This window comes from Pseudomonas sp. TH37 (genome assembly GCF_016650735.1).
Taxonomy (GTDB): domain Bacteria; phylum Pseudomonadota; class Gammaproteobacteria; order Pseudomonadales; family Pseudomonadaceae; genus Aquipseudomonas; species Aquipseudomonas farris.
Genome location: NZ_JAEKFD010000002.1, coordinates 255,451 through 274,592, shown reverse-complemented (window position 1 = coordinate 274,592; position 19,142 = coordinate 255,451). Strand labels below are relative to the sequence as shown.

Sequence of the window (19,142 nt, the reverse complement as noted above, 5' to 3'; positions counted from 1 at the left end):
GTGTGAACCGACATGACGCCATCGCGAGCAGGCTCGCTCCCACACTGGATTTTCTGTGAACACATTATTTGTGCACGCCAGCAATCAAATGTGGGAGCGAGCCTGCTCGCGATGGCATCTGCTGCAACACCGCTAAACGGGTTTTGAACGCATCCTCCCGCGGCACCTCCAACCCCCGTTCGGCTGCGCAGCAGTCGTCGCTTGTAAATGTGCAGCATGTCAGACTTTTTCAGGGCCGCTTCGCGACCCAACGGGGGCAAGCCCCCTCGCCACAGAGAACTGCGCCCCATTGAGGAATGATCTGGCCGATTACTTCTTGGTCAACTCCATAATCATCCGCGACAACAGATAAATCCTCGGCGCTACGCTCTCGACCTCGGCGTACTCCTCTGGCGTATGAATATTGCCGCCGACAATCCCGAACCCGTCCAGCGTCGGTGTACCAACCCCGGCCGAGAGGCTGGCATCCGCCGCCCCGCCGCTGCCTTCTTCCGTCAACTTGCGGCCAATTTCGCCGTAAATCCCTTGGGCCATGGCCATCAAGCGATCCGACTCCGCCGTTTGCGGCATCGGCGGCAAGCCGCGTTTAAGGGTGGTAGTCACTTCAGTCTCGGGAATCAGTTTGTCTTTCGAGACCCGTGCCAGGTCCTTTTCGATCCGGTCGAACTCTTCCGGCACCGCTGCCCGCACGTCAGCCTTGGCGGTGGCCTGATCCGGAATCACGTTGGTGCGGTCGCCAGCGTTCAGCACGGTGAAGTTGATGGTGGTTTTCTTCTCCGCATCCCCAAGTTTGCCGAGTTGCAGAATCTGGTGCGCGGCTTCCATGGCCGCATTACGCCCCAGCTCCGGCGCGACGCCGGCGTGAGATGCCTTGCCTTTGACCTCGACCAAGGCGGTGGCGCTGCCTTTGCGCCATACCACCAAACCATCCGCCGGGCGACCCGGTTCGAGGTTGAGGGTCACGTCGTGGGCCTTGGCGGTTTTCTTGATCAGGTCGGTGGCGACGTCCGAGCCGGTTTCTTCGCTGGCGTCGAGCAGGAAGGTAATCTGCGCGTAATCCTTGAAGTCGAGGTTTTTCAGGACTTTCAGCGCGTAGATCCCGGCGACGATGCCGCCCTTATCGTCCATCACGCCCGGCCCGTAAGCCCGGCCGTCCTTGATCTGGAACGGGCGGGCGGCGGCCGAGCCTTCCTTGAACACGGTGTCCATGTGCGCCATCAGCAGGATTTTCGCCTTGCCGGTGCCTTTGAGCGTGGCCAGCACATGGCTGCTCTTGTCCGGGGTGTTGGGCACGAGTTCGATGGTGGCACCGAGTTTCTTCAACTCCTCGATGGCGATGTCACTCACCTGGGTCAGGCCCGGTTCATAACCGGAGCCGGAGTCGATGTTCACCAAGCGTTCCAGCAGTTTCAGGGCTTCTCCCTTGTACTGTTCGGCATCGGCGAGGACTTGTTTATGGGGTTCGGCGAAGGCTGCGGGGGTGAAGGCGCCGAGGGCGAGGGTCAGGCCGAGGCTGGTGGCCAGGAGGGAGCGAGAGCGTTTGAACGTCATGAATCGATCCTTGTTTCGTGTCGGGGGTCGAAAATACCCTACCTGACTACGACGCAAGGCTCTACACCGGATGCGACACATACAAACCTGAATGCCACGCATCCCCTGTGGGAGCTGCTTTTGTGGCGAGGGGGCTTGCCCCCGTTGGGGAGCGAAGCCCCCCTAAAACCAGTCACCGCAATCTTGAATTAGACAGCGGTGACTGGTTTTACGACTGCTTCGCAGTCGAACGGGGGCAAGCCCCCTCGCCACATAAGCTCGCTCCCACAAGGGATTTGTGGTGATCTGGTTACACCGAATCGAACAACGCTTTATGCGGTTTACCATCACTGTGGCAAATGACGCGGTTGCGGCCGGTGGTCTTGGCTTCGTAGAGCGCCTGGTCGGCGTCGTTGAGCCACAGGGTCGCGTCGTTGTGGGCCGGGTTGAAGGCTGCCAGGCCGATGCTCAAACTGACTTTCAGCGCCGGGTTCTGCTCGTAACCCAACGTGGCGAAACGATCACGCAGCGCATCCATCGCCACGGCAGCGCGGTCCAGCGGCAGGTCCGGCAGCAGCACACAAAATTCGTCGCCGCCATAGCGCCCGGCGACATCGGCGGCACGCAGGTTCTGCTTGAGCATTTTGCTCAGCTGACGCAGGACGATGTCCCCGGCGACATGGCCGTAGGTGTCGTTGATGATTTTGAAATGATCGATGTCGATCAGCGCTATCGCCCCGCCCTGCTGCTGGCGTTGGCAACGCTGAAACTCGATTTCCAGCTGATCTTTCCAGGCACCGTGATTCAGCAGGCCAGTCAGGCTGTCGGTGCGGCTCAGGGCCAACAGTTCGCGCTTTTGTCGGCCAAGAGTATGGGCCTGACGGAAGCAGATCCAGCCCAGGGACAGCGGATAAATCGACAGCAAAGGCAAGCAGGCGTACAGCTGAAACGGACTGGTTTGCGGGACAAAAGCCGGCATGAACACCAGCAGCCCAAGGCCTATCCCAAGCATCTGCGCGACGGCGCCCATCAACAGAAAACGCAAACCGCCGATGGCCACGTTGTGCATCGCCATCATCGACAGCGTTGCCGCGCTGGGCAGCGGATTGAACTGCATGGCGGCCACCCAGAAACCGCCGAGAAACGCGTCCACCAGGATATTGCGGTGTTCGGCATGGAAAGGAATTTTCGCCCGGCGCGCCCATTGATAGGCCACATGCGGCCAGAGCAGCCCGTTGAGCAGCATCACTACCCAGACCCAAGGCGCCGGGTTGAGTGGATACATGCCTGCGCCGACGCACAATAATCCAAGGGCCAGCCCCAGGATTCGTGACCCATAAAGCCTCCTGGCCAGTGAAAGTCCCTTTCCTCCCTTTTTTTCCATAGAGGCCTCTGTACCACTGAACGGAGCCTGACAACACACGGGATTGAAAGTGTGCTTGAAGTCTATCAGGGCGACGGCAAATAGCCATCACCGGCTGGCGGTCTGAATAGCATGGCCTCGCCATGAGCTGAATGCCCAATGTTTGGTCTATACATGAAGGGAGGGATCGCGCTCAAACCCACCGACCACACTCTGTCCTGATCACTGCAAAGGAATAGCCTGATGCTTTTGTTGGTTGTCACTATCGCCGTCTTCGTGGCCTGGAGCTGGTTGAGCTACCCGACCATCGGTTACTGGCTCTATGACTTGAACATGGCGCTGGAGGCCCGGCTGTACCGGTTGCACAAGATCGTCGTGCCGATCACCGAAATGACCGTCTCGACCTGGCAAGGCGGGCCTTACGAAGCTTCCAGCAGTGTGCTGATGCTGCACGGCTACAGCGCCGAAAAGAACATCTGGCTGCGCTTCGCCCGGCATTTTGTCGACGACTACCGGGTGATCATCCCCGACCTCGCCGGGCATGGCGAAACCGGCTTCAAGGCCGGCGGCGGCTATGACATTCCGGTCCAGGCCAAACGATTGATCCAGTTGCTCGATATCTGTGGGGTCGAAAAGGTGCACGTGATCGGCAACTCCATGGGCGGCTACATCGCGGCGTGGCTGGCGGCCAATTACCCCGAGCGCATTATCTCGCTGGCGCTGCTCGACCCGGCCGGCGTCACTGCCCCGGAGCCCAGCGACATGGAGCGACACCTGGCTCGCGGGCACAACCCGTTTTTGATTCATTCCCGGGAAGAATTCCAGTATTTCTACGCCATGACCATGGTCTCACCGCCATGGGTGCCGGGGATCGTGCTGGACGCCGTCGCCCAGCGCTATGAACAGCAGCGCGACGAGCTGGAAGAAATTTTCAGGGACTTTCACGCCAGCCCACCGATGGAGCCGAAACTGCCCGACATCAAATGCCCGGCGCTGCTCCTGTGGGGGCGCAAGGACCGTTTGATCGACGTCAGCAGTGTACCGGTCTGGAGCAAGGGCATCGCCGATCTTCGGGTAGAAATCTGGGACGGTGTCGGCCATATGCCGATGGTTGAGCAACCGGCCAACACGGCGCGGTTGTACCGGGAGTTTTTGGAAAGGAAAAACTGATGAGATCCCCTGTGGTGAAGGGGGCAAGCCCCTTTGCGCTTGGTGGTGAACGATGAACATTCTTTACGACGAACGCATCGACGGTGTTCTGCCCAATGTCGACAAGGCTGCATTACTAAAGGCCTTGCAGCAGGAGGTGCCTGACCTGGACATCCTCTGGCGCGAAGAAGAACTCAAACCCTACGAATGCGACGGTCTGTCGGCCTATCGCACCACGCCGATGCTGGTCGCCCTGCCCCGGCAGCTGGAACAGGTGCAGGCGCTGCTCAGGCTCTGTCATGCCCGCAACGTACCGGTGGTGGCGCGCGGGGCCGGCACCGGGTTGTCCGGCGGTGCGTTGCCGTTGGACAAAGGCGTGCTGCTGGTGATGGTGCGGTTCAACAACATCCTGCACATCGACCCCGCCGCCCGTACCGCACGGGTCCAGCCGGGGGTACGTAACCTGGCGATTTCCCAGGCAGCGGCGCCTTTCGGCCTGTATTACGCGCCGGATCCGTCCTCGCAAATCGCCTGCTCCATCGGCGGCAACGTCGCGGAAAACGCTGGTGGCGTGCATTGCCTCAAATACGGCCTGACCGTGCACAACCTGCTCAAACTCGAAGTGCTAACCCTTGAGGGCGAACACCTGACCCTCGGCGCCGATTCGCTGGACGCGCCGGGATTCGACCTGCTGGCTCTGTTCACCGGGTCCGAAGGCTTGCTGGGGATCATCACCGAAGTCACCGTCAAATTGCTGCCCAAACCCCAGGTCGCCAAAGTCCTGCTAGCGAGTTTCGATTCAGTGGAAAAGGCCGGTCGCGCGGTGGCCGAGATCATCGCCGCAGGGATCATTCCCGGTGGCCTGGAGATGATGGACAACCTGGCAATCCGTGCCGCCGAGGATTTCATCCATGCCGGTTACCCGGTGGACGCCGAAGCGATTCTGTTGTGCGAACTGGACGGTGTCGAAGCCGATGTCCACGACGATTGCGAACGAGTCCGCGAAGTGCTGCAACAGGCCGGCGCCAGCGAGGTGCGCCAGGCCCGGGACGAAGCCGAACGCGTGCGGTTCTGGGCCGGACGCAAAAACGCCTTCCCGGCGATCGGCCGCCTCTCGCCGGATTACTACTGCATGGACGGCACCATCCCCCGCCGCGAATTGCCCGGTGTGCTCAAGGGCATCGCCAGCCTGGCGCAAGAGTACGGCTTGCGCGTGGCCAACGTTTTCCATGCCGGCGACGGCAATATGCACCCGCTGATCCTGTTCGACGCCAACCAGCCCGGTGAACTGGAACGGGCCGAAGCCCTTGGCGGCAAGATCCTCGAACTGTGCGTGAAAGTCGGCGGCAGCATCACCGGCGAGCACGGCGTCGGCCGGGAGAAAATCAATCAGATGTGCGCGCAGTTCAACAGTGACGAATTAACCCTGTTTCATGCAGTGAAAGCCGCGTTCGACCCAAAGGGCCTGCTCAATCCCGGCAAGAACATCCCGACCCTGCACCGCTGCGCGGAATTCGGCGCGATGCACATCCACGCCGGGCAACTGCCGTTCCCTGAGCTGGAGCGTTTCTGATGCCCGATTTCGATGCCAGTGAAGCCCTGCTGGAGCAGGTCAAACAGGCGCGGGAGAACGCCACGCCGCTGCGCATTCAGGGCGGTAACACCAAGGCCTTTCTCGGACGTGAAGTGGCCGGAGAAATACTCGACACCCGCGCCCATCGCGGCATCGTCAGCTACGACCCGACGGAACTGGTGATCAGCGTTCGCGCCGGCACGCCGCTGAGCGAACTGTTTGCCGCACTGGATGCAAAGGGACAAATGCTGCCCTGCGAGCCGCCGTCGTTCGGCGAAGGCGCCACCGTCGGTGGGATGATCGCGGCGGGGCTATCCGGGCCACGGCGCCCGTGGTCCGGTTCAGTGCGCGATTTTGTCCTCGGTACGCGGGTGATCAGCGGCCTCGGCACCCACCTGCGCTTCGGCGGTGAAGTGATGAAAAACGTCGCCGGCTACGACCTCTCGCGCCTGATGGTCGGCAGTTATGGCTGCCTCGGGGTGCTGACCGAAGTCTCGCTCAAAGTGCTGCCCAAACCCCGACAATGTTTGAGCATCAGCCTGGACATCGACTGCGCCCGCGCCTTGGAAAATCTGGCGCAATGGGGCCAGCAACCACTGCCCATCAGCGCCGCCAGCCACGACGGTCAGCGTCTGTATCTGCGGCTCGAAGGTGGCGAAGGCTCGGTCACGGCCGCCCATCAACGGCTCGGCGGCGAACCGTTGGACTCCGGTTATTGGGTCGACCTGAACGAACAACGACTAGACTTTTTTAATGAGGGCCTGCCGCTGTGGCGCTTGTCATTGCCCAACAACCTCAGGCCTCTGGACTTGCCCGGTGAGCAACTGATCGACTGGGGCGGCGCGCAACGCTGGTTGAAATCCGCGGCCGACAACATTCAGTCGCGGGCCCTTGAACTCGGCGGCCACGCCACCTGTTTCAGCCATGGCGTCAGCGAAACGCCATTCCAGCCGCTGGCCCCGGCGCTGCTGCGCTATCACCGGCAACTCAAGGCGCAACTGGACCCGAAAGGGCTGTTCAACCCCGGCCGGATGTACGCGGACCTTTAGCATGCAAACCAACTTGAGCGAACAGTCCAAACTACTGCCCCGCGCCGAAGAAGCGGACAAGATTCTGCGCACCTGTGTGCATTGCGGGTTCTGCAACGCGACTTGCCCGACCTACCAGCTGCTGGGCGACGAACTGGATGGGCCCCGCGGGCGCATCTACCTGATCAAGCAAGTGCTCGAAGGCGCCCCCGCCACGGCCAAAGCCCAGTTGCACCTGGATCGCTGCCTGACGTGCCGCAACTGCGAAACCACCTGCCCGTCCGGGGTGGATTATCACAACTTGCTGGACATTGGCCGCGCCGTGATCGATCAAGCGGTGCCGCGCCCGGCCAGTCAGCGGCTGTTGCGCCAAGGGTTGCGGGCACTGGCGCCGAATCCGAATCTGTTCAGGACTTTGCTGCAAATCGGCGCCACATTCCGGCCGTTGCTGCCACGGAGTGTTGAGGCGAAGTTGCCCCACGACCTCCCCGCCGCAGGCGAGCGCCCTGCCCCTCGGCATGCTCGCCGGGTGCTGATGCTCGAAGGCTGCGTGCAGCCCGGTCTGTCGCCCAACACCAATGCCGCAACCGCACGGGTGCTGGATCGGTTGGGGATCAGCGTGATCCCGGCGCCAAACGCTGGTTGCTGCGGCGCACTGGACTATCACCTCGACGCCCAGGCCATGGGCCTGGACCGCGCCCGACGCAACATCGACGCCTGGTGGCCGCACCTGGAAAACGGCGCCGAAGCCATTGTGCAAACCGCGAGCGGCTGCGGCGCATTCATCAAGGATTACGGGCATCTGCTGGAGCGCGATCCGGTCTATGCGGCCAAAGCCCAGCGGGTCAGCGAACTGGCTCTGGACCTGGTGCAAGTGCTGGCCGATGAACCTTTGGAACGGGTTTGCCCCGCCACCGACCAGCGGATCGCCTTCCACTGCCCCTGCACTTTGCAGCACGCACAGAAACTCGGTGGCGCGGTAGAGGCCGTGCTGACCCGGTTGGGCTTCAATCTCACGGCGGTGCCCGACAATCATTTGTGTTGCGGCTCGGCCGGCACCTATTCGATCACTCAACCGGAACTGGCCCGGCAACTGCGCGACAACAAACTCAACGCCCTGGAAAGCGGCCATCCCGAGGTCATCGCCACCGCCAACATCGGCTGTCAGAGCCACCTCAACAGCGCCGGACGAACGCCGGTCAGGCACTGGATCGAACTGGTGGACCAAGTGCTGCGATAACCGAATAGCCTACGTTGCAAGAACAGCCTGCATCGCAAGAACAGTCCTTGGCAGAATGAAGTTCGTCAGAAACTTCGTTTGTCGGCGCCGCCGAAGGCTGCGATCTTTTCCGGCATCCGATACGTCACTGCGCCAGGAAACTTTTCATGAGCCATCCGAACTTCGTCAGCCCTGACCTGATCCGCCAACGCTTCTCCAAAGCGATGTCCGACATGTACCGCGAAGAAGTGCCGCTGTACGGCGCGCTGATGGAACTGGTGGAACAGACCAACCGCCACGTGCTGGACAGCGATCCGCAGATCGCCCGACAGCTGCACAGCACCGGCGAAATCCAGCGACTGGATCTGGAACGCCATGGTGCGATCCGCGTCGGCACCGCCGCTGAACTAGCGACCCTCGCCCGCCTGTTTGCGGTGATGGGCATGCAACCGGTGGGCTATTACGACCTGACCCCGGCCGGCGTGCCGGTGCATTCCACCGCGTTCCGTGCCGTGCATGAGGCGGCGTTGCAGGTCAGCCCGTTCCGGGTGTTCACCTCGCTGCTGCGCCTGGAACTGATCGAAGACACCGAACTGCGGGCCTTTGCCCAGTCGGTGCTGGACACGCGCTCGATCTTCACCCCGGCGGCATTGGCCCTCATTGAGCGCGCTGAAACCCAGGGCGGCCTGACTGAATACGAGACGCAGGACTTTGTCGCACAAGCACTGGAAACCTTCCGCTGGCACCACAGCGCCACCGTCACCGCCGCACAATACCAGCAGCTCAGTGCCCAGCATCGACTGATCGCCGACGTGGTGGCGTTCAAAGGCCCACACATTAACCACCTGACGCCACGCACCCTGGACATCGACATTGTGCAGGCGCAAATGCCCGCCCATGGCATCACCCCCAAAGCGGTGATCGAAGGCCCGCCCCGCCGCCAATGCCCGATCCTGCTGCGCCAAACCAGCTTCAAGGCGCTGGACGAGCCGATTGCGTTTACCGATCAAGCCGAAACCCGCGGCAGCCATAGCGCCCGCTTCGGTGAAATCGAGCAACGCGGTGCGGCGCTCACCCCCAAAGGCCGGGCGCTTTACGACCGCTTGCTCAACGCTGCCCGGGATGAACTGAAGGACTTCCCCAATGAAGCCAACGCCGCACGCTACAACACGCTAATGACGCAGCACTTCGGCGAATTCCCTGACACCGTCGAGGACATGCGCCAACAGGAACTGGCGTACTTTCGCTACTTCGTAACGGAAAAAGGCTTGGCGGCGGATGAATTGAAAGGCGCGTCGCTGGAAGATTTGCTCAAAGGCGGCTATGTGCGGGTTGAACCGCTGGTGTACGAAGACTTTCTGCCAGTCAGTGCGGCGGGGATTTTTCAGTCGAACCTGGGGGATGCGGCGCAAACCCACTATGGCGTGCATTCGAACCAGCAAGCGTTCGAAAAGGCCTTGGGAAGATCGACGATTGATGAGCTTGGGTTGTATGCCGAGACACAGCGGCGGTCGATTGAGGAGTGTTTTGCAGCACTGGATTTGAACGTCTCCGAATAGACGTGATGGCCGCAAAAAAGATCGCAGGCTCCGCCAGCTCCTACGGGGATTAGGTACACCCGCTGCATCGCGGTTGCACACGGTCGATGTAGGAGCTGCCGCAGGCTGCGATCTTTTGATCTTATTGCAGCTTCGCCAACAAAGCCTTGGCGGTCGCTTCCGACGAGGCCGGGTTCTGACCGGTCAGCAACAGACCATCCGCAATCACGTAACTCGCCCAATCATCGGCCTTGGAGTAAAGCCCTCCATTGGCCTTGAGCATGTCCTCCACCAAAAACGGCACCACATCCGTCAGCTGCACAGCGGCTTCTTCGGAGTTGGTGAAGCCCGTCACGCGCTTGCCTTTGACCAATGGCTGGCCGTCCGCATTCTTGACGTGGCGCAACACCCCCGGCGCATGACAGACCGCCGCCACCGGTTTGCCCGCCGTGTAAAACGACTCGATCAGCGCAATTGAAAAGGGATCTTCAGCCAGATCCCACAACGGGCCATGCCCGCCTGGATAGAAAACAGCGTCATAGTCTTCGGCCCTCACGGTATTCAGCACCCCGGTAGACGCTAATGCGGACTGGGCAGCGGAATCCTTGTGAAAGCGATCGGTGGCCGCAGTCTGCGCGTCTGGCTCATCACTTTTAGGGTCCAGCGGTGGCTGGCCGCCCTTGGGTGAAACCAGGGTCAACTGCGCGCCAGCGTCCTTGAAGATGTAATACGGTGCGGCGAATTCTTCGAGCCAAAAGCCGGTTTTCTTACCGGTGTTACCCAATTGATCGTGGGACGTTAAAACCATCAGGATTTTCATGTCGCTCTCCAGTCGATTTCAGGGTTATTCAGTGATCTCGGCGCTGGGTTTGACCATCGGACAGCGCTGTTCGTTGCGCCTATTTTCGGGGTGACGGCTCATGGCCTTGATGCGCAAGAAGTTGCGCAACTATTTCGATGAAAAGCCCCCCAGCGACGCTGGACGCCAGGTTTATCAAGCCCTCCAGCCGAGTGCGCAAGAAGTTGCGCAGTGCTGCGCAACTTCTTGCGCACCTTTTCAGCTGATCCTTGCCGAAAATCCTTTCGGCGCTGGACAAATCGCATCAACCACCTGATTTATATAGCTTTAATCATTTATGGCACGGACCTTGATAACAGTCAGGCACCCACCGGGCGATACCGCCTCCCGGGCACCCTAACTTTTAGCAAGGAGCACATCCATGGCTACACCAGCGTACATGTCCGTTACTGGCGAGAAACAAGGCCTGATCACTGCCGGCGCGTTCACCGCCGACTCCGTTGGCAACACCTACCAGGAAGGTCACGAAGACCAGGTCATGGTTCAGGCTTTCAGCCACGACGTGATCATCCCGCGTGACCCACAGTCCGGCCAACCGACCGGTCAGCGTGTACACAAGCCAGTCGTGATCACCAAGGTCTACGACAAGTCCTCGCCACTGCTGCAAGCGGCGCTGACTTCCGGCGAGCGCATGAGCGAAATCGTTATCCAGTGGTACCGCACTTCGGCTCAAGGCACCCAGGAGCACTACTACACCACCAAACTGGAAGACGCGATCATCGTCGCCATCAACAACAAAATGCACAACTGCCAGGATCCGTCGAACTCGCACTTCACGCATCTCGAAGAAGTGCAATTCACCTACCGCAAAATCACCTGGACCCACGAAGTATCCGGTACTTCGGGTTCCGATGACTGGCGTGTTCCAGTCGCTTAATCGCGGCTGACGGTTCCAAACATCGGCCAGTTCTGCTGGTCGATGTCATTTGCGTCTTCCAAGAATTTTCGCGTCCGCAAGCGCCCGTTTGGGTGCAGGCGTGCGCCGCAGCACTGCACGAGGAACAAGGGATGTTCGCGCCGGCCAATCAGACCCACTTTGCCCTGACTATCGAAGGTCTGGAAAACGATCTCCAGGTCCTTTCCCTGCAAGGTCGGGAAGCCATCAGCCAGCCTTTTGTTTTTGAGGTGGAGCTGGTCAGTGAACAGCCGTCCCTGGACCTCGAGACCCTGCTGCACAAACCGGCCTTTTTGCAGCTCTCGCCAGACGGCAGCGGCATCCATGGCCAGATCTATCGTGCCGCCCAAGGCGATTCCGGCAAACGCCTGACCCGCTACGCGGTGACCCTGCGTCCGCAGCTGTCCTACCTGGCGCACCGCATCAACCAACGCATCTTCCAGAACCTCACCGTGCCAAAAATCATTGGCATGGTCCTCGAAGAGCACGGCATCCAGAGCAATGCCTACGAATTCAAAGTCGGGACGATTTATCCCGAGCGCATTTACTGCGTTCAGTACGATGAATCGGACCTGCAGTTCATCCAGCGCCTATGCGAGGAAGAAGGTATCCACTACCACTTCCAGCACAGCGCCACGGCCCACAAGCTGGTGTTCGGCGATGACCAGACGGTGTTCCCGAAACTCGCGCCCGTGGCCTACCAGCAAGACTCCGGCATGGTCGCCAATGACCCGGCGATCAAGCGCTTCGACCTGCGCCTGGAAACCCGCACCAGCCGCACCACCCGCCGCGACTACGACTTCGAAAAACCGCGCCTGACCCTGGAAAGCGAAAACCGTGGCGACGCCCTGCCCGACCTCGAAGACTACGACTACCCCGGCCGCTTCATCGACCGCGAACGCGGCAAGCACCTGGCCAAACGCGCCCTCGAGCGTCACCGCAGCGACTTCCAGCTTGCCGAAGGCAAAAGCGATCAGCCGTTGCTGGTCAGCGGCCACTTCCTGGCCCTGACCCAGCACCCGAAAACCAAATGGAACGACCTGTGGCTGCTGACCGAAATCCTCCACGAAGGCAAACAGCCGCAAGTGCTGGAAGAGTCGGTCACCAGCAACACGACCCAGCTCAAGGACGATTTCCATCAGGGCTACCGCAACCGCTTCCAGGCCACCCCGTGGGACGTACCGAACCGCCCGCCGCTGAACCACCCCAAACCACGGATCCTCGGCAGCCAGAGCGCCGTGGTCACCGGGCCGAAAGGTGAAGAGATCCACTGCGACCAGTACGGCCGCGTCAAAGTGCAATTCCACTGGGACCGCATCGGTGCGGCCGACGACAAAACCAGCTGCTGGCTGCGCGTCTCCTCCGCCTGGGCCGGCGCCCACTATGGCGGCATCGCCGTTCCGCGCATCGGCATGGAAGTGCTGGTCAGCTTCCTCGAAGGCGACCCCGACCAACCGCTGATCAGCGGCTGCCTGTACCACAAGGAAAACGTCGTCCCCTACGCCCTGCCGGCAAACAAGACCCGCAGCACCTTCAAAACCCTGAGCTCTCCGGGGGGTGGCGGTTTCAACGAACTGCGCATCGAAGACAAAAAGGGCCAGGAACAGATCTTCCTGCACGCCCAGCGCGACTGGGACGAAAACGTCGAACACGACCAGAAAATCCGCGTCGGCAACGAACGCCACGACACCGTCGAACAAAACAGTTACAGCGAATTCAAGGCCGAAGAACACCACACCGTCCACAAAGACCGCAAAGTCGAAACCCGCGCCAACGACCACCTGACCGTGGGCGTCAACCAGCACATCAAGATCGGCACCGGCCAGTTCATCGAAGCAGGCCAGGAAATCCACCTGAGCAGCGGCATGAAAGTCGTGCTCGAAGCCGGCAGCGAATTAACCCTCAAGGGCGGCGGCAGCTTCATCAAGATCGACGCCAGCGGCGTGACGCTGAGCGGGCCGGTGATCAACATGAACTCCGGGGGGAGTCCGGGGAACGGCACTGGGGCTGCACCGCTGATGCCCGGGGCGCTGAAACAGGCGGATGCGGACAAGGCTGGTGCGGTTCTGAGCCCGGCGCAGATCAATACGCTGAAACGTAATGCGCCGTTCTGTGAAGAGTGCGAGAAATGCAAGGCAGGTGCTTGTGCGATCTGATCTGTTGACTCCTCAAGCGTGGTTGGCTGAACGGCCGCTGCAGACGGGTGAGCGTTTGTACTTGGTCGTTAGCGCGGCCAGCAATGCCGAAGCGCTCAAGACGCTTTATCTAAATGAACCGACAACCCAGACGATCCCGATCTGGGGCGGTACACCCTATGCGGCTTGGCAGCCAGTGATGCCCTACCTCACCGAGTTGAAACCCAACTCAAGCTTCCTGCCATGGATTGCCGAAACCGACGCCCTCGATTGGGGGTGGCTGGCCGTTTCCAGCAGCGAACCGAACGTGGTGTTCGAACATCTGCGTAGCCTCACTCAGGTGAGGATGCCGGATGGGACTGAAGTGTTTTTCCGGTTCTGGGATGGGCGGCATATCTACCCGATTCTGGAAGGACTCGGAGATGCCGCCGGTGAAGTGTTGCCGGTGTTTGATCGGTACCTGATCAATGGAAAGAGTCTGAAAGTGGGGCCACGCGCGGTGCCACCGGCGAAGGACTGGCCTTGGTGGGAGGTGCCGAAGGCGTTGGTCGACAGCCTCGCGAAACAAAACCCGTCGACCCTGATCGGCAACCTGATGCAATGGCTGGAAGAGGAACGTCCAGACATCTACGCCGCTTACCCCGAGAGCAATCTGAAGCTGAAAATCGCACGTTTCGTGCGCCGGCCAGATGCTCCGAAACACCTTAATGAAGCACTGTTAAACCACCTGATTCTGGAGCAAGGCTGATGGATCGCGTTGCCTTTGTTGATGACCAACTGACCACCTTCAAGGACAGTCTGAAGCTCTACCGAGAACTGACCGAAAGCAATTTTGCTCAGTGGCTGGACAAAGGCCCTCAGTTCTTCGATAAGCCAGCTTTTTTTGGAATGAACAGGACAGTCAAACTCGGTAGTGCCGGCGCGACAGTCAGCACGAACGATAGCGATTTTTCGTCTACCGTCGCAGTGTGCCCGAAGGACGGCAATTTACTGATTGAAAGTAAATTCGTATCGCTCCATGACATTCCCGTTGGCAACATCAAGGTCGATGTTACGCCGGTAAATGGTGGTGAACCCGTTTCCGTCGATCTGAACGAAAGAGGCGAAGGTGTATATAAAGGTATCCCCGGAAAAAAATACTATGTACGCGTTCAGAGTAAGGTGACCAAAGATCAGGTTGCGGAGCTCTTCGACTCCTACGACAGCCTGACACAGCAGCTGAAAACATGGTTGGATGCTGAGTGGAAAAACTATAAGCCGCTATGGCCCACTCAGATATTGTCGACAACTTACCTTGCTCAACTCAATGGCATTACCAACGGCAGTTTGGAGGCAGTCAAAGGTGCGTTTGATGGCATAAAACGCGTATTCGAGATCCTGAAAGACCCTGGAAAATTTAAAGATGACCTAGGTCAGAGCGCTACTGACCTGATCAAACTTGCAAAAGAAACACCAGCTGCCATGGAAAAGGTCATGCTGCTGGCAAGTGACCAAGCAGCCCTTTTTCTACTGCTAAAAACAGCGGCTATCTGGCTTCTTGAGTTGCCTCCTAGCCTGGTCGCCGGCAAATTCTCCGAGCAAATGTCCACCATTCTGGTATCGATCCTTATCGACATCGTATTGGCAGTGGTATTGACGTTTGCGGCAGAAGGGTCAGGCATTGCCTATTTAGGCGTTCGCCTGGTGAACTACGGTGCAAAAATTCTTGACGCAGTAACCGGCTTTATCAAGTCCGTCTTCAAGATTCTGAAAGCTTTTATGGAGTCTATTGATCAATACAAGAAGATCGCCACCCGCGCGGCGGCTGGTGCCTATGAAAAAGGCAAAGTAAAAATTGGTTGGGGTAGGCAAGATCACGCGAAGGTAAATGCCTCGGAACATTTGGATGATAAATCCAAACAATCAACCAATCACGATGACAAAAATGTCGCGTGCACCAGAGAAACCTGCGTTAACGGCTGCCCGGTTTCGATGGTCACCGGTGAAGAATTATTAACACTCACCGATGGCCAACTCAACGGCCTGCTTCCATTTGAATGGACTCGCCTTTATCGCACCAGTGCTGCGGAAATCGACTGTGGCCTAGGCTACGGCTGGAGCCATGCACTAGCGCAGCGAGTGGAGATCAACAACGACGAAGTCGTCTGGACTGATCACGAAAACCGCGTAACGACTTTCCCCCTCCCAAGCGAACAACGGCCAGCCATTACCAATAACCTGTCCAAAGCTGCGATTTTCATCGGTGACGACCCGTCTGAACTGATTCTGTCCCAGGCAGGGGATCACACACTGTTCTATCACTTCCGCTACAACAGCAAGGGTGCCACGCTGATCGCTATCAGCGGTAGATACGGTAATCGCCTGCACATCACCCGTGACATTCATGGGCGCATCAAGCGTGTGGACAACGGTTCCGATCGTGCCTTGCTGCTGCGCTACGACCGCAAACATATCGTCGGCGTCGATTACCAGCAGTTCAGCCCGGCAGACAATCTGGAGGATGCCTGGAGCACCATCCAGACATTAGTCAGTTATCGTTACGACGAACAACATCACTTGGTTGAAGCGAAGAATGCTGCCGGTGAGAGCGAGCGATACGCTTACGATGAAAAACACGTCATTCTCGAAAGGCAACTGGCTGGTGGCGCAAGCTTCTTCTGGGAGTGGGAAAACGAAGGTAAATCTTCACGTTGCATCCATCACTGGGCGAACTTTTCTCAGATGGATGCTCGCTACGTCTGGGATGACAAGGGTAGCGTCACCGTTACCAACGCCGACGGCAGTGAGGAAATCTATACCCACGACGATCAAGCCCGACTGATCAGCAAAGTCGAACCGGATGGCGCCGAATATCTAAACGCATATGACGACAAGGGTAGGTTGATTGCCGAGAAAGATCCGCTGGGGGCTATTACAGCATTTCAGTACGACGAAGCTGGACGCCTGGAAGCAGTCATCCCGCCGGAAGACGCGCCAACCTTATACGAATACAGCAACGGTTTTGTAACAGTAGTCCGACGTGATGATGCAATCTGGAAATATCAGCGTAATAAACAAGGTGACATCACCCAACAAGTAGACCCTGACGGCAATACCACCCATTACAGCTATGACGGCCAAGGCCGTCTGCTGGAGATCCGTCACCCAGATGGCAGCCGCCACAAACTGGGTTGGAACAATCTAGGCGAATTGATCGAAGAGCAACTGCCAGATGGCAGTCAGCGCAAGTATCGCTATGACGCACTGGGCAGGCAGATCACTCGCCAGGACGAAAGCGGCACTATCACTCAATACCAATGGGACGCCGCCAACCGCCTTGCTCAAATTACCCTGCCCGGTGGTGCGACTCGCGCGTTCACCTATAACCCATACGGACGTGTCACGGCCGAGCGTGATGAACTAGGCCGCGTCACCCGCTATGAATACGCCGATGGCCTGCACCTGGTCAGCCGTCGTATCAATCCAGACGGCAGCCAACTGCACTACCGCTACGACAACTCGCGCCTATTGCTCAGCGACATCGAAAACGAACGTGGCGAGCACTACCACCTCGATTACTACCCGAACGGCCTGATCCAACAGGAAACCGGCTTCGACGGTCGCCGTACCGCCTACGAGTACGACCTTAACGGCCAACTGCTGAAGAAAACCGAATTCGGCGACGACGGCAGTGAACTGGTGACCGAGTACCAACGCGACGCCGCTGGCCGCCTGCTGGTGAAAACCCTGGCTGACGGTGAGGAAATTCACTACAGCTATGACGCCCTCGGCCGTCTCGTAAACGTCGACGACGGTCATTGGCCCCTCGCCTACGAATACGATCTGCAAGACCGCCTCATCACCGAACACCAAGGCTGGGGTACCCTGCGTTACGAATACGACAACCTCGGCCAACTCAGCCACTGTCGCCTTCCCGACGGCAGCAAACTCGACTACCGCCACCAATCCGGCGGCCGTCTGAGCAGCATCGACCTCAACGGCTCGCGCCTCACCACGCACCAATTCAGCGCCGGTCGCGAACGGCAGCGCCAACAAGGCTTGCTGCTCAGCCAATACCAGTATGACGAACAAGGCCGACTGCAAGCCCACACCGTCAGCCAGCAAGAACGCAATCTGTTCCGTCGCCGCTACGCCTACGATGCCAACGGCAACCTTGCCGGCATCGACGACAGCCGGAAAGGCAACCGCAGCTATCACTATGATCCGCTTGACCGCCTGATCAACGTCCGTGGCACCACCCCGGAAAGCTTCGCCCACGACCCGGCGGACAACCTCCTCGGCCAAGGCGACCAGCCGACCGCGAACCTGGCCAACGTCAAAGGCAACCGCCTGCTCATGCAAGGCGACCGACATTATGACTACGACGCCCATGGAAACCTGATCCGCGAACGCCGTGGCGCGGGGCAGAAACTCGTCACCGAATACCGTTATGACTGCCAGCATCGCCTGATCGGTGTCAGCCTGCCCGGTGGCAGCATCGCCAGCTACCAGTACGACGCCTTCGGCCGCCGCATCGCCAAAACCGTCGACGGCCACACCACAGAGTTCCTGTGGCAAGGCGAACGCCTCATCGCCGAGAGCGCGGATAACCGCTATCGCAGCTACATCTACGAACCGGGCAGCTTCCGCCCGCTGGCCATGCTCGATGGCGAAGGCCCGCTGAAAGCCACGCCGTTCTACTACCAACTCGACCACCTCGGCACCCCACTGGAACTCACCGACTACAGCGGCGAGATCATGTGGTCGGCGAAATACCGCGCCTACGGCAACCTCGCCACCCTCGACGTTGCCGAAATCGACAACCCGCTGCGCTTCCAGGGTCAGTATTTCGATGCGGAAACGGGCTTACATTACAACCGGCATCGCTACTACAATCCGGGCACCGGACGGTTTTTGACGCCAGATCCGATAAAGCTTGCGGGTGGGTTGAACAACTATCAGTACGTGCCCAACCCTACGGGATGGGTGGATCCATTGGGGTTGACGACATGTCCGGGTGGAGATGGGTGCACACCAAATGTAGGATCTGGTGATTCAGCGACAAAGCCGCAAGTAGACGAAGGCGAACAGAAAGCGCCTGAAACAGGAGGTGCAGCGAGGGCTGCTCAATACTCAGCAAATTGGCCGAAAGCGAATTTAAACGGCGCTATTGATAAATTTGCAGGGCCGAACCCTGTCATCACTACTACTGACAAAGGGAAAAAAATATACAAAAACCCTCAAAATGGAGTTGAGGTAGTTGAAGATACAAATGGAAATTACTTCAGAATTTATGATCCTTCGCTCTCTGGGAAAAGGAAGTACTTGAATCTCGAAGGCATAGTTCCCAGCAATAAAACACTGCCAAACGGAAAACAAACGGGCAGAACACAGAACGAATATAACGAAGTAACCCACTTCAACAAGGAGCCAGTAAAGTGAAAATAATCTCGGTACCATTGAGCTCCGAAGCAATGAAACGTTTAGATCTAGACGAGTGTTTACCAGGAGACCTTGAGGAGCTTCAATTATCAGAAGAACACTACATACAATTATCACAATCAGGGCTAATCGAAACAATAAATTCATCTTTAGGAAAGATGATAGATGAATACGAGGACGAAAGTATTCAAGGAACAGCAGAACTTAGCACCCTACTAAACATATTATACAAAGCATCTGAACACATAGAATTTGACCCATTAGAAAAAATTATCCAGCTAAACAAACTAGCCCTACAACATAATACTGGTTTATTTTTTTATTTCTAGACCACAGACGTCTCTCCAGAAAAAAGCAAATAGATGGACAATAGACAAGGAAGGGTCAAAGGGGACAAATTTATTTTTTAAGCACTCATGAAAATAAATCCGC

At 58.4% G+C, this 19,142-nt stretch carries 14 protein-coding genes; 11 read left to right on the top strand and 3 right to left on the bottom strand.

Annotated features, from left to right (window positions below; genetic code table 11):
• Window positions 1-309: 309 nt before the first annotated feature.
• Window positions 310-1,551 carry a M20/M25/M40 family metallo-hydrolase gene (locus tag JFU11_RS06320; RefSeq protein WP_201060105.1) on the bottom strand — a complete coding sequence of 414 codons (1,242 nt, stop codon included), beginning with the start codon at window positions 1,549-1,551 and terminating at the stop codon, window positions 310-312.
• Between the two features lie 289 nt (window positions 1,552-1,840).
• Window positions 1,841-2,914, bottom strand: a complete 1,074-nt coding sequence (locus JFU11_RS06315; protein ID WP_123721117.1) for a diguanylate cyclase — start codon at window positions 2,912-2,914, stop codon at window positions 1,841-1,843.
• 222 nt (window positions 2,915-3,136) lie between these two features.
• Here JFU11_RS06315 and JFU11_RS06310 point away from each other — a divergent pair, with 222 nt between their 5' ends.
• The 5 genes from JFU11_RS06310 (at window position 3,137) to JFU11_RS06290 (ending at window position 9,421) form a co-directional block, all read left to right on the top strand.
• Complete coding sequence (locus JFU11_RS06310; RefSeq protein ID WP_201060104.1) at window positions 3,137-4,063, top strand: alpha/beta fold hydrolase; 927 nt, start codon at window positions 3,137-3,139, stop codon at window positions 4,061-4,063.
• A 52-nt stretch (window positions 4,064-4,115) separates the two neighbouring features.
• Window positions 4,116-5,615 (top strand): glycolate oxidase subunit GlcD, encoded by a 1,500-nt coding sequence (gene glcD, locus JFU11_RS06305; protein ID WP_123721115.1) that lies wholly within the window; start codon window positions 4,116-4,118, stop codon window positions 5,613-5,615.
• Complete coding sequence (gene glcE, locus JFU11_RS06300; protein WP_201060103.1) at window positions 5,615-6,664, top strand: glycolate oxidase subunit GlcE; 1,050 nt, start codon at window positions 5,615-5,617, stop codon at window positions 6,662-6,664. Before glcD ends, glcE begins: the two co-directional genes overlap by 1 nt.
• A 1-nt stretch (window position 6,665) precedes the next feature.
• Window positions 6,666-7,883 carry a glycolate oxidase subunit GlcF gene (gene glcF, locus JFU11_RS06295; RefSeq protein ID WP_201060102.1) on the top strand — a complete coding sequence of 406 codons (1,218 nt, stop codon included), beginning with the start codon at window positions 6,666-6,668 and terminating at the stop codon, window positions 7,881-7,883.
• 146 nt (window positions 7,884-8,029) lie between these two features.
• The gene (locus JFU11_RS06290) at window positions 8,030-9,421 is read left to right on the top strand and encodes a VOC family protein (protein WP_201060101.1); all 1,392 of its coding nucleotides are present in this window, start codon (window positions 8,030-8,032) and stop codon (window positions 9,419-9,421) included.
• Between the two features lie 121 nt (window positions 9,422-9,542).
• Here JFU11_RS06290 and JFU11_RS06285 read toward each other — a convergent pair whose 3' ends face one another.
• Window positions 9,543-10,220, bottom strand: a complete 678-nt coding sequence (locus JFU11_RS06285) for a type 1 glutamine amidotransferase domain-containing protein (protein WP_201060100.1) — start codon at window positions 10,218-10,220, stop codon at window positions 9,543-9,545.
• A 100-nt stretch (window positions 10,221-10,320) separates the two neighbouring features.
• On the opposite strand from JFU11_RS06285, the gene JFU11_RS06280 reads away from it, so the two are divergent.
• The 6 genes from JFU11_RS06280 to JFU11_RS06255 all read left to right on the top strand — a co-directional run bounded on the left by JFU11_RS06280 (window position 10,321) and on the right by JFU11_RS06255 (window position 19,039).
• Complete coding sequence (locus JFU11_RS06280) at window positions 10,321-10,515, top strand: hypothetical protein (protein ID WP_201060099.1); 195 nt, start codon at window positions 10,321-10,323, stop codon at window positions 10,513-10,515.
• A gap of 105 nt (window positions 10,516-10,620) precedes the next feature.
• Window positions 10,621-11,136: an Hcp family type VI secretion system effector gene (locus tag JFU11_RS06275; protein ID WP_007900657.1), complete on the top strand. Its 516-nt coding sequence runs from the start codon at window positions 10,621-10,623 to the stop codon at window positions 11,134-11,136.
• 131 nt (window positions 11,137-11,267) lie between these two features.
• On the top strand, window positions 11,268-13,310 hold the full coding sequence (gene tssI, locus JFU11_RS06270; protein ID WP_201060098.1) for a type VI secretion system tip protein TssI/VgrG: 2,043 nt from the start codon (window positions 11,268-11,270) through the stop codon (window positions 13,308-13,310).
• Entirely contained in the window at window positions 13,300-14,037 is a 738-nt protein-coding gene (locus JFU11_RS06265) for a DUF4123 domain-containing protein (RefSeq protein WP_201060097.1), read from the top strand. Before tssI ends, JFU11_RS06265 begins: the two co-directional genes overlap by 11 nt.
• Complete coding sequence (locus tag JFU11_RS06260; RefSeq protein WP_201060096.1) at window positions 14,037-18,710, top strand: RHS repeat-associated core domain-containing protein; 4,674 nt, start codon at window positions 14,037-14,039, stop codon at window positions 18,708-18,710. Before JFU11_RS06265 ends, JFU11_RS06260 begins: the two co-directional genes overlap by 1 nt.
• The gene (locus JFU11_RS06255) at window positions 18,707-19,039 is read left to right on the top strand and encodes a hypothetical protein (RefSeq protein WP_201060095.1); all 333 of its coding nucleotides are present in this window, start codon (window positions 18,707-18,709) and stop codon (window positions 19,037-19,039) included. Before JFU11_RS06260 ends, JFU11_RS06255 begins: the two co-directional genes overlap by 4 nt.
• Window positions 19,040-19,142: the final 103 nt, after the last annotated feature.